This window comes from Streptomyces sp. SID14436, assembly GCF_010548465.1.
Lineage (GTDB): Bacteria > Actinomycetota > Actinomycetes > Streptomycetales > Streptomycetaceae > Streptomyces.
In genome coordinates this window covers 1-10,007 of sequence record NZ_JAAGMD010000662.1, presented here as the reverse complement: position 1 = coordinate 10,007, position 10,007 = coordinate 1, and the positions used below count along the sequence as shown (strand labels likewise).

Sequence of the window (10,007 nt, the reverse complement as noted above, 5' to 3'; positions counted from 1 at the left end):
GGAGGGATCCGGGCCGGGGCGGTCACGTGCCGCGCGCGACGGATCCGGGCCGGGGCGGTCGCCCACCGCGCGGGACGGATCCGGGCCGGGGCGGGCCGGGACCGGGTGGGCGACGACGACCGGCCTCCCGGGCGGGGCCGGGAGGCCGGGGGTCACCGGTCCGGTGCGGGCCGTCAGTGGTTGACGGCCAGGTTGCCGAAGGCCGGGTTCAGCAGGCCGATGACGTTGACCGTGTTGCCGGAGACGTTGACCGGGATGTCGACCGGGACCTGGATGACGTTGCCCGAGACGACGCCCGGGGAGCCCGCCGCGATGCCGTCGGCGTGGGCGCCGTCCGTGGCGGAGGCCATGCCCGTGCCGGCGGCGAGCAGCCCGCCGGCGATCATCGTCACGGCCGCTGCCTTCTTCAGGTTCTTCACTTTCCAAGCCCTCCTTGCGATGGCCGGGGCAGGCGCCGCGGCACGCACTGAGCAACGGCGGGGGCCGGAAAAGGATGCGCCATCCGGGGGACATTCCCACGACGGTATGAATCTCGGACCGGAGGGGAACCGTCCGCCCGGTCGGCGGCGTCGCAGGTCAGCCGGTCACCCCGTGCCGCACCGCCCACAGGGCGGCCTGGGTGCGGTCCGAGAGGTCCAGCTTCATCAGGATGTTGGAGACGTGCGTCTTCACCGTCTTCTCGGAGAGCACCAGGGCGCGGGCGATCTCGCGGTTGGACCGGCCGTCCGCTATCAGCCCGAGCACCTCGCGCTCCCGGTCGGTGAGCGAGCCCGCCCGGCCCTGGCCGGGGCCGGTGTCCTCCTGGGCGAGCAGGGCGCCGGCCACCTCGGCCTGGAGCAGGACGTGTCCCGCGTGCACGGAGCGGATGGCTCCGGCGAGGGCGTCGGGGTCGACGTCCTTGTAGACGTATCCGGCGGCGCCCGCGCGCAGGGCGGGGACCACCGTGCGCTGTTCGGTGAAGCTGGTGACGACCAGCACGCGGGCGGGGTGGTCCAGCTCGCGCAGGCGGCGCAGTGCGTCCACGCCGTCCATGCCGGGCATCTTCACGTCCATGAGGATGACGTCGGGCCGCAGCTGCTCGGCCAGGTCGACGCCCTCGGCGCCGTCCGCCGCCTCACCGACGACCTCGATGTCGTCCTGCACCTCGAGGAAGGTGCGCAGGCCCCGGCGGACCACCTGGTGGTCGTCGACCAGGAGCACCCTGATTGCGTCAGCCACCGGGGACCTCCAACTCGATCGTGGTGCCCTTGCCGGGCTCCGATTCCACGCTGAGCCTGCCGCCCACGCCGCTCGCCCGGTCCCGCATGGAGACCAGGCCCAGGTGCCGTCCCGCGCGGCGCACCGTCCGGGGGTCGAAGCCGCTGCCGTCGTCGGTGACCCGCAGGACGGCCCCGCAACCGCGGCGGTCCAGGGTGACGTCGACCCGGTCGGCCTCCGCGTGGCGCAGGGCGTTGTGCAGGGCCTCCTGGGCGACGCGCAGCACGGCCTCCTCCTGGGCGGCGGGCAGGGCCCGCACGCCGTGGCAGGTGAAGGTCACGCGGGCGCTGTGGGCGCGGTCGAGGACCTGCACCTGGGTGCGGAGGGTGGCGACGAGTCCGTCCTCGTCCAGGGCGGCGGGGCGCAGCTCGACGACGGCGGCGCGCAGTTCGTCGGCGGCCTCGGCGGCGAGGACGGCCACCTGCTGGAGTTCGCCCTTGGCGCGGGAGGGGTCGCGGTCGACGAGGCGGGCGGCGGCCTGGGCGGTCAGGCGCAGGGAGAACAGTTTCTGGCTGACGGCGTCGTGGAGCTCGTGGGCCAGCCGGGAGCGTTCCTCGGCGATGGTCAGTTCGCGGCTGCGTTCGTAGAGGCGGGCGTTGGTGAGGGCGATCGCCGCGTGCTGGGCGAGGATGCCGAGCAGTTCCTCGTCGTCCTGGGTGAAGCCGCAGGTGCCCTCGGGTTTGGGGCAGTTCTTGTTGGCCAGGAAGAGGGCGCCGATGACCTCGTCGCCGTCGCGGACGGGCAGGCCGAGGAAGTCGACCAGGTCCGGGTGGGCGCTGGGCCAGCCCTCGAAACGGGGGTCGCTGCGCACGTCGGCGAGGCGCTGGGGCTTGGCGTCGCGCAGCATGGCGGCGAGGACGCCGTGCTGGCGCGGGAGGGGTCCGATGGCCTTCCACTGCGCCTCGCTGACGCCGTCGACGACGAACTGGGCGAAGCCGCCGTGGTCGTCGGGCACGCCGAGCGCGGCGTACTGCGCGTCGAGCAGTTCGCGGGCCGAGGCGACGATCGTCTTCAGGACGTCGCGCACCTCGAGGTGCCTGCTCATGGCCAGCAGCGCGGAGCTCACCGCGGCGAGGCCGGTCGGGGGGCCGTGACTCATGTCCTCACGGTACCGGCGGGTCCCGGCGCGGCGGATCGGACCTGTGGGGGCCTCGGGCCGGGGCCGGGGTCCTAGGTCCGCGGGCCGAGCCGGGGCCGGTCCGGGGCCCGGCGTAGGACCCGGGTCCCGGGTTGTGCGGTGTAGGGCGAACGGACCCGGTGGTCTGGATCCGCCGTCCGACGCGGCGCGGACGGCCGCGTTCCTACGTTGAGATCGCGCCGGCCGAGCGGCGCGACGACGAAGGGGGCACGACATGCCGGTAGCGATCATCACGGGGGCGTCGAAGGGGCTGGGGCGGGCCCTGGCCGGGGCGCTGGCCGGGCGCGGCTGGGACCTGGTGCTCGACGCGAGGGATCCCGTACCGCTGGCGGAGGCGGCCGGGGAGGTGTCCGCGCACGGCACGCGCGTGACGGCGCTGCCGGGGGACGTGACGGACGCGGGGCACCGGCGGGAGCTGGTGGCGGCGGCCCGGCGGCTGGGCGGGGCCGATCTCCTGGTGCACAACGCGAGTGCGCTGGGGGCACAGCCGCTGGTCCGGCTGGAGGAGCTGCCGCTGGAGGGGCTGCGGCGGGCGCTGGAGGTGAATCTGGTGGCCGCGCTGGGGCTGGCCCAGGAGGCGCTGCCGCTGCTGCGGGCCTCCCGGGAGGGCGCGCTGGTCACGGTCAGCTCGGACGCCGCCGCCGAGGCGTATCCGACATGGGGCGGTTATGGGGCGTCCAAGGCGGCGCTGGACCACCTGGCGGCGGTCCTGGCGGTGGAGGAGCCGGGGTTGCGGGTGTGGGCGGTGGATCCGGGCGACATGGCGACGGACCTGTACGCGGCGGCGGTGCCGGACGACGACGCTCCGCGGCCGGATCCGGCCACCGTGGTGCCCGGGTTCCTGCGGCTGCTGGACGAGCGGCCGGCGAGCGGCCGCTACGCGGCGGCGGCGCTCGCGGGGGCCGCGTCGTGACCGTGGCGGTGCGGGTGCCGGAGGAGTTGTCGGCGCGGGTCCCGGTGGAGCAGCGCGGGCCGGGCCTGGACCGGGACGCCGTGCGGCTGCTGGTGTCGCGGGGCACGGAGGCGGAGCACCACGCCTTCACGGAGCTGCCGCGGCTGCTGCGGGCCGGGGACCTGCTGGTGGTGAACACCTCGCCGACCCTGGCGGCGGCCGTCGACGGGCGGACCGGGCACGCGCGTGTGGTGGTGCACTTCTCGACGCGCGGTGACGACGGCCGCTGGACGGTCGAGCTGCGGCAGCCCGACGGGCGGGGCACCACCCGCGCGTGGGCCGCGCCCGGTCCGGGGACGGGGGTGCGGCTGCCCGGGGGTGCCCGGCTGGTGCTGGAGGAGCCGCTGAGCCGGCGGGGGGACCGGCTGTGGTGGGCGCGGGTGAGCCGGGACGTCCTCGGGCTGCTGCGGGAGTACGGGCGGCCGATCCGGTACGCGTACACGGAGCGGGACCAGCCGCTGTCGGCGTACCAGACGGTGTTCGCGCTGCCGTCGCCGGACGGGGCGGGCAGCGCGGAGATGCCGAGCGCGGCGCGTCCGTTCACCACGCGGACGGTGACGGAGCTGGTGAGCCGTGGGGTCCGGTTCGCGCCGGTCACGCTGCACACCGGGGTGGCGTCGGCGGAGGTGCACGAGCCGCCGTACCCGGAGCGGTTCGCGGTGCCGGAGGAGTCGGCGTGGCTGGTGGAGGCGACGCGGGAGCGGGGCGGGCGGGTGATCGCGGTGGGGACGACGGCCGTGCGGGCGCTGGAGTCGGCGGCCGGGGCGGACGGCGTGGTGCGGGCCCGGTCGGGCTGGACGGACCTGGTGGTGACGCCGGGCCGGGGGGTGCGGGTGGTGGACGGGCTGCTGACCGGTCTGCACGAGCCGGAGGCGTCGCACCTGCTGATGCTGGAGGCGGTGGCCGGCCGGGCGGCGGTCGGGCGCGGCTACGAGGAGGCGCTGCGCGGGCGCTACCTGTGGCACGAGTTCGGGGATCTGCACCTGCTGCTGCCGGGATGACGGGCCTCGCCCCGGCCGGGACCAGGGGGCGGGGCGCCGGAGCGGGGCCGGGCAGGGAAGGGCCTCACACAGTGCATTGCGTCAGCAACTCCGGGTGAGAAGCGAGCGGGGGCCATGTGAGGCCGGGCATAGGGCGCACATCACGTACGAACGGGAGTAGGAGATACATACCGCCCACATGAGCGGCCCGTTCGGTCCAGCTTGTGCCGATTTGTCCTCCCGGGGTCCACTAGGCGGCTTCGTACGTCACACCTTTGCCAGCCAATTTTGCGGCCGCTAAGAATGGCAGCCGTCGCTCAGCGCCGTGGGTCTTCCCCGCGGCGTTTGTGCCGGAAGCACCACTGTCCCCACCGGACGCCGAGCGACCTCCGCGCTATTCGAAGAGGTCCAACCCCCATGCCGAAGAACATCCTCACCCGTGGTCACAGTCGCGCCCTGACCCGTCATCACAAGATCGCCGCTGCCGGTGTCGCCGCCCTCGGTGCCGCCGCCATCGGGATCTCGGCGGTGCCGAGCGACGCGTCGACGACCGTCACGAGCGAGGCAGCTGCTCCGGCGGCCAAGGTGGCCTACAGCACCGAGCAGATCAAGGACGTCCGGGCGAGCGTCACCGACCAGCTCGCGGGCGCCAGCGTCAAGGCCGAGCAGATCGCGGCGAAGAAGAAGGCCGCGGCCCAGGCGAAGGCCGAGGCCGCCGCCAAGAAGAAGGCCGCCGCTGCCGCCGCCGCGAAGAAGGCGGAGCAGGCCCGTCAGGCCAAGGAGAGCGCCGGCCGCGCCGCCGACCGCGCCCAGGTGAAGAAGGCGGCGGCCCCCAAGAGCTACGCCAACAACCTCGACGGCTGGATCCGTGAGTCCCTCGACATCATGAAGAAGCACGGCATCCCCGGCTCCTACGAGGGCATCCACCGCAACATCATGCGGGAGTCCTCCGGCAACCCGAAGGCGATCAACCTCTGGGACATCAACGCCCAGAACGGCATCCCCTCCAAGGGCCTGCTGCAGGTGATCCCGCCGACGTTCGCGGCGTACCACGTGCCGGGCACCTCGAAGAACATCTACGACCCGGTCGCCAACATCACCGCGGCCTGCAACTACGCGGCCGACCGGTACGGCACCATGGACAACGTCGACAGCGCGTACTGAGGTCGGCGCGGACCTCTGGCACTCGCGTCCGACGCGAACGGATACGCCGAAGGGCGGCACCCTCCTGACGGGGTGCCGCCCTTCGGGGCGTCGTGTGCCGGGCCGGCGGTTACTTCCGCATGACCTCCGGCTCGTGCCGGCGCAGGAAGCGCGCCACGAAGAAGCCGCAGACCACGCCGATGGCGATCAGCGCGCCCATGTCCATCGCCCACGCGCCGACCGTGTGCTCCCACAGCGGGTCGGTGTCCCCGGGCGTCTCCGGCGGGCTGATCTTGTTGAAGTCCAGCGTGGCGCCCGAGGCGGCGACCGCCCAGCGCGACGGCATCAGGAACGAGAACTGGTTGACGCCGATCGAGCCGTGCAGCGTGAACAGGCAGCCGGTGAACACGACCTGGATGATCGCGAACATCACCAGCAGCGGCATGGTCTTCTCGGCGGTCTTCACCAGCGAGGAGATGATCAGGCCGAACATCATCGAGGTGAAGCCGAGCGCCATGATCGGCACGGACAGCTCCAGCAGCGTGAAGCCGCCGAAGACCAGGCCCTCCTCCGGGATCTCCCGGCTGGAGAAGCCGATCACACCGACCAGCAGCCCCTGGAACACCGTGATCATGCCGAGGACGAACACCTTGGACATGAGGTACGCCGAGCGGGACAGGCCGGTGGCGCGCTCCCGCTCGTAGATGACCCGTTCCTTGATCAGCTCGCGCACGGAGTTCGCCGCACCCGCGAAGCACGCGCCGACGGCGAGGATCAGCAGGACCGTCGTCGCCGTGCCGTTCGGGATGATCCGGCCGGTCTGCGGGTTCGGCGCGTTCGGCAGCAGGCCCCGGTCGGCGTCGATGAGCAGGCTCACCGCGCCGAGGACGGCCGGCAGGATCACCATCAGGGCGAGGAAGCCCTTGTCGGAGGCGATCACCGAGATGTAGCGGCGCACCAGGGTGCTGAACTGCGACATCCAGCCCTGCGGCTTCGGCGGCTTCATCGCCTGCATCGCCGGGACCTGTACGGACTGCGGCGCGACCGCGTCGATGTCCGCCGCGTACATCTGGTAGTGCTGCGAGCCCTTCCAGCGGCCCGCCCAGTCGTAGTCGCGGTAGTTCTCGAAGGCGGAGAAGACGTCGGCCCAGGTGTCGTAGCCGAAGAAGTTCAGCGCCTCTTCGGGCGGGCCGAAGTAGGCGACCGCGCCGCCCGGCGCCATCACCAGCAGCTTGTCGCAGATCGCCAGCTCGGCCACCGAGTGGGTGACCACCAGGACCGTACGGCCGTCGTCGGCGAGGCCGCGCAGCAGCTGCATGACGTCGCGGTCCATGCCCGGGTCGAGACCGGACGTCGGCTCGTCCAGGAAGATCAGCGAGGGCTTGGTCAGCAGCTCCAGCGCCACCGACACCCGCTTGCGCTGGCCGCCCGACAGGGACGTGACCTTCTTGTCCTTGTGGATGTCCAGCTTCAGCTCGCGCAGCACCTCGTCGATGCGGGACTCGCGCTCGGCGGCCGTGGTGTCGGCCGGGAAGCGGAGCTTGGCCGCGTACTTGAGGGCCTTCTTGACGGTCAGCTCCTTGTGCAGGATGTCGTCCTGCGGGACCAGACCGATGCGCTGCCGCAGCTCGGCGAACTGCTTGTAGAGGTTCCGGTTGTCGTAGAGGACCTCGCCCTGGTTGGCGGGGCGGTAACCGGTGAGCGCCTTCAGCAGGGTCGACTTGCCCGAGCCGGACGGGCCGATGACGGCGATCAGCGACTTCTCCGGCACACCGAAGGAGACGTCCTTGAGGATCTGCTTGCCGCCGTCGACCGTGACGGTCAGGTGCCGGGCGGAGAAGGACACCTCACCGGTGTCGACGAACTCCTCGAGCCGGTCCCCGACGATCCGGAACGTCGAGTGACCGACGCCGACGATGTCGGTGGGGCCGAGCAGCTGCGAGCCGCCCTTGGGGATCGGCAGACCGTTGACGTAGGTGCCGTTGTGCGAGCCGAGGTCGCGGATCTCCATGCGCCCGTCGGGCGTCGAGTGGAACTCGGCGTGGTTGCGGGAGACCTGGAGGTCGGAGACGACGAGGTCGTTCTCCAGGGCACGGCCGATGCGCATCACGCGGCCGAGGGAGAACTGGTGGAACGTGGTCGGGCTGCGGTCGCCGTACACCGGTGCGCCCGGTCCGCCGCCGGGACCCTGCTGCTGCGGGATCTGCGGCGCGGGCTGCTGCGGCACCCCGTGCTGCGGCTGCTGCCAGCCGGCCTGCGGGGCGGACTGCTGCGGCGGCGCCTGCTGCGCCCAGCCCGCGTTGGCGCCCTGCGCGCCCTGGGCCGCGTACGGCTGGTGCGGCTGCTGCGCCTGATGGGCCTGCCCCGGATGCGCCTGGGGCGCGGCGGCCCCGACACCGGTCAGGGTCACCCGCGGCCCGTCGGTCGCGTTGCCCAGGTTCAGCGCCGTGTCGGAGCTGAGCTCCAGATGATGGATCCGTTGTCCCTGCACGAAGGTGCCGTTGGTGCTGCCGTGGTCCACGATGACCCAACTGTGGCCGTTGAAGCTGATCGTGGCGTGACGCCAGGAGACCCTGGCGTCGTCGAGCACGACGTCGCCCTGCGGATCGCGTCCCAGGGCGTAGGTCCTGGACGGATCGAGCGTCCAGGTACGTCCGTTTGATTCCAGTACGAGTTCCGGCACTCCATGCCCCACTGAGTTGTCCCCCGAATTTCCCCCATCGCAGGGAGTCTAGGGATGTCGAACATCGGGGGGAACTATTCCAGGGTCGCCCCCCTGACCGAAAGTCGGGCCTTGTCACGAGCCCGCACCAACGCTTCGATGCATCGCGTCGGCGGGGTTGAAATCGGCCCGGAGAGTGGTAATCCAGGCGAGGGGGACATGCGCGGCCACCTCGCCGCGCCGGGGACCGGGGGGTCTGCCATGAGTGCTGCCACGAGCGCCGGTGCCGCACCGCGTAACGCGCGCGTGCCCTGGGTGGACGTCGTGGTGTCCGCGGTCGCGGCGGTCAGCTGGGCGCTGATCGCGATGGCCGGCACGGCCGCGCTGGGACTGCGTCTGCTGGACGCCGACGCGGCGGGCGCGCTCGGGCCGATGACCGCGGCGGTGGTGGCGCTGGGGGCGGGCGGTTCGGTCACGCCGTCCGGCGACGTGTCCGCGTTCGGGCTGTCGGGCGCGGAGGCGACCACCGCGGTCGAGATCACGCCACTGGGCGTGAGCCTGGTCGGCGCGCTGCTGCTGGCCCTCTTCTTCCTGCGGTCCCTGCGGGCGGCGGGGCCGGTGGTGACGGTCGCCGAACTCCTCGCGCGGGCCGGTGCGGTGGTCGCGCTGTGCGTGGCGATGGCGGGCGGGCTGGTGTGGGCCGGCCACGACGTCGTCACCCTCGACGGCCGGTCCCTCGGGCTGGACGGACTCCCCGGCGGGGACGGTGGCGGCATCGGCCTCCCCGGGCCGGGCGGCCTCGGGGACGTGGAGGGGCTGTTGCCGGACCGGGTCGCCGACCTCGTCGACGCGCAGGCCGCGGTGGGGTTCACCGTCGACACGGCACCGACGCTGCTCGGCGCCGCTGTCTGGTCGGCCGGCGTCCTGGTGGTCGCCCTGCTGGCCTCGCGCCGTACGCCCCTGCCGCGCGGCTGGGACGCGCTGCACCGGGTGGTGCGGCCGGCGGTGTCCGCCGTCGTCACGGTGCTGCTGCTCGCGGTGGCGGCGGGCCTCGCCACGGCCGGGTACGCGGCCGTCGGCGACCCCCATCCGCGGCGGATCGCGGGCGCGGCCCTGCTGGGGGCGCCGAACGGGGTGTGGCTCGGGCTTCCGGTCGGCCTGTTCGTGCCCTGGGACGGACGGGCGTCCGGGGCGCTGCTCGGCGTGCTGCCGCACCCGCTGGACGACCTGCTGCGCGGGGAGTCCGACCAGCCGGTGACGCTGGGACGGCTGGCCGAACTGGACGGGCGGGTATGGCTGCTGGGCGTGGCCGCCGCCGTCGCGATGCTGCTGGCGGGCGTGCTGGTGGCGGTGCGCACACCGGTCGCCGGGGGACGGGACGCAGGGGCACCGGACGCGGGGACACCGGCGGGGTCCGTCCTGCGCTGTGCGCTGCGCCTCGCCCTCGTCACCGCTGTCGCGCTGGCGGTGCTGGTGCGGCTGACGGCGGTGTCCGTCGACGCCTCGCTCTCCGTCCTCGGCTTCGACGCCTTCGGCGCCGGGCTGGAACTGCACGGCCGGCTGGGCCCCGCCCTGCTGCTGGGCGCCGCGTGGGGTGCCGCCGCGGGAACGGCGGGCGCCCTGCTTGCACGGGCGGCTGGAGCGACGGGCGCCTGGGCGGCACCCCTGGCACACGGTGACAGGGGAGCCACGGAGGGCGACGTGGGGGTGGCGGGTGCGGGAGGCCCGGTGAGTGCGGCGGGGCCGACGGGCTCGGTGGGTGCGGCGAGTGCGGCGAGTGCTTCCGGTGCGGCAGAGGGCGCGGAGGGCGCCGGGCGGTGCGCGGACGGCGGCCGGTACGGCGAGGAACGCGGCGCCTCGGCAGCCCTCCGGGAG

The 10,007-nt window shown here is 73.5% G+C and carries 8 protein-coding genes; 4 read left to right on the top strand and 4 right to left on the bottom strand.

The window, feature by feature from the left end:
• Positions 1-173: 173 nt before the first annotated feature.
• From G3I53_RS23625 to G3I53_RS23615, 3 genes are all read right to left on the bottom strand, one after another.
• Entirely contained in the window at positions 174-419 is a 246-nt protein-coding gene (locus tag G3I53_RS23625; protein ID WP_164335850.1) for a chaplin, read from the bottom strand.
• Positions 420-576: 157 nt separating this feature from the next.
• Entirely contained in the window at positions 577-1,218 is a 642-nt protein-coding gene (locus G3I53_RS23620) for a response regulator transcription factor (RefSeq protein WP_164335848.1), read from the bottom strand.
• Complete coding sequence (locus G3I53_RS23615; protein ID WP_164335846.1) at positions 1,211-2,356, bottom strand: GAF domain-containing sensor histidine kinase; 1,146 nt, start codon at positions 2,354-2,356, stop codon at positions 1,211-1,213. Before G3I53_RS23615 ends, G3I53_RS23620 begins: the two co-directional genes overlap by 8 nt.
• A 253-nt stretch (positions 2,357-2,609) precedes the next feature.
• On the opposite strand from G3I53_RS23615, the gene G3I53_RS23610 reads away from it, so the two are divergent.
• The 3 genes from G3I53_RS23610 to G3I53_RS23600 all read left to right on the top strand — a co-directional run bounded on the left by G3I53_RS23610 (position 2,610) and on the right by G3I53_RS23600 (position 5,491).
• On the top strand, positions 2,610-3,308 hold the full coding sequence (locus G3I53_RS23610) for an SDR family oxidoreductase (protein WP_164438740.1): 699 nt from the start codon (positions 2,610-2,612) through the stop codon (positions 3,306-3,308).
• Positions 3,305-4,348, top strand: coding sequence for an S-adenosylmethionine:tRNA ribosyltransferase-isomerase (locus G3I53_RS23605; protein ID WP_164438739.1), 1,044 nt, complete (start codon positions 3,305-3,307; stop codon positions 4,346-4,348). Before G3I53_RS23610 ends, G3I53_RS23605 begins: the two co-directional genes overlap by 4 nt.
• A gap of 396 nt (positions 4,349-4,744) precedes the next feature.
• Positions 4,745-5,491, top strand: coding sequence for a transglycosylase SLT domain-containing protein (locus G3I53_RS23600; RefSeq protein ID WP_164334302.1), 747 nt, complete (start codon positions 4,745-4,747; stop codon positions 5,489-5,491).
• Between the two features lie 109 nt (positions 5,492-5,600).
• Here the strand turns inward: G3I53_RS23600 and G3I53_RS23595 are convergent, their stop codons facing one another.
• Complete coding sequence (locus G3I53_RS23595; RefSeq protein WP_343239562.1) at positions 5,601-8,153, bottom strand: FHA domain-containing protein; 2,553 nt, start codon at positions 8,151-8,153, stop codon at positions 5,601-5,603.
• A gap of 240 nt (positions 8,154-8,393) precedes the next feature.
• Between G3I53_RS23595 and G3I53_RS23590 the strand changes: the two genes are divergently transcribed.
• On the top strand, positions 8,394-10,007 hold a 1,614-nt coding region (locus G3I53_RS23590; RefSeq protein ID WP_239064069.1), incomplete at its 3' end, for a streptophobe family protein.